Here is a 1,093-nt window from a genome sequence, read left to right on the forward strand (position 1 = left end):
GGCGCACCTCAGCGCGGTCTTCCATCCTTTACTGTCTTGTCCTGTACCCTTGCGCGATACGTGTCCTGCGCCTGCTGCTTGAGCTGCCCTTTCAGGATCTTTCCGGTCGCCGCCGCCGGCATCGCCTGCATCACGACGATTTCGGACGGGCATTTGTAGGGCGACAGCTGCCCGGCGAGGTATTCCTGCAGATCCTCGATGCTGACGCTGCGCCTCGGGTCTAGCTCGACGAAGGCGACGACCTCCTCGTTGCCCTCTCCGACCTCGCGCCCGACCACCGCCGACTGCGTGACCGCCGGATGGGAATTGAGTGCGGCCTCGACCTCGACCGGATAGACGTTGAAGCCGGAGCGGATGATCAGCTCCTTGGTGCGGCCGACGACGAACAGCGCCCCGTCGGCATCGCGCCGGACCACGTCACCGGTATTGAGCCAGCCGCCTTCGCGCATCGTGTCGGCGGTAAGCTCGGGCTCATGGTAGTAGCCCTTCATCACGTTCGGCCCGCGCACCCAGAGCTCGCCGGGCGCGCCGCCAGGGGCGTCGGCACCGTCCTCATCGACGACGCGGATCTCGATGCCCGGGATGACTTGCCCGACCGAGGTGTCACGGCGCGGGGCGTCGATGCGGGTCTGGCTGATCGTCGGCGAGCTTTCGGTCATGCCGTAACCGTTGTGCAGCGTCTGCCCGAAGAACTGCTCGACTTCATCCTTCAGCGTCGGATCGAGCGGCGAGCCGCCGGCGTAAATGAAGCGCAGCCGCGTATTTTCGGGCGTCCACTTGCCGCGTGCGAATTCGAGCAGGCGCGCATACATCGCCGGCACGCCCTGCAGCACGGTGATGCCGTCATCCCGGAGCGCGTCGATCAGCGCCTGCGGCGCGTAGCGCGGCACGACATGCAGCGCGGCGCCGGCGTAGAGCGTGCCGAGCATCACCGACGCGAGGCCATACACGTGTGAGATCGGCAGCACGCCATACACGCGGTCCTGCGGCTGGAGCCGGCGCAACCGGCTCGACACCGCGGCGATGAAGAGCAGGTTGCGATGCGTCAGCATCACGCCCTTCGGGTGGCCGGTCGTGCCGGTGGTGTAGATCA

The 1,093-nt window shown here is 66.9% G+C and carries 1 protein-coding gene; it reads right to left on the reverse strand.

Annotated features, from left to right (window positions below; genetic code table 11):
- Positions 1 to 8 precede the first annotated feature (8 nt).
- Positions 9 to 1,093 (reverse strand): class I adenylate-forming enzyme family protein (locus GO615_RS29805; RefSeq protein ID WP_169133058.1); only part of this gene is annotated, 1,085 nt, incomplete at its 5' end.

It is taken from the genome of Aromatoleum evansii, from assembly GCF_012910805.1.
Classification (GTDB): domain Bacteria; phylum Pseudomonadota; class Gammaproteobacteria; order Burkholderiales; family Rhodocyclaceae; genus Aromatoleum; species Aromatoleum evansii.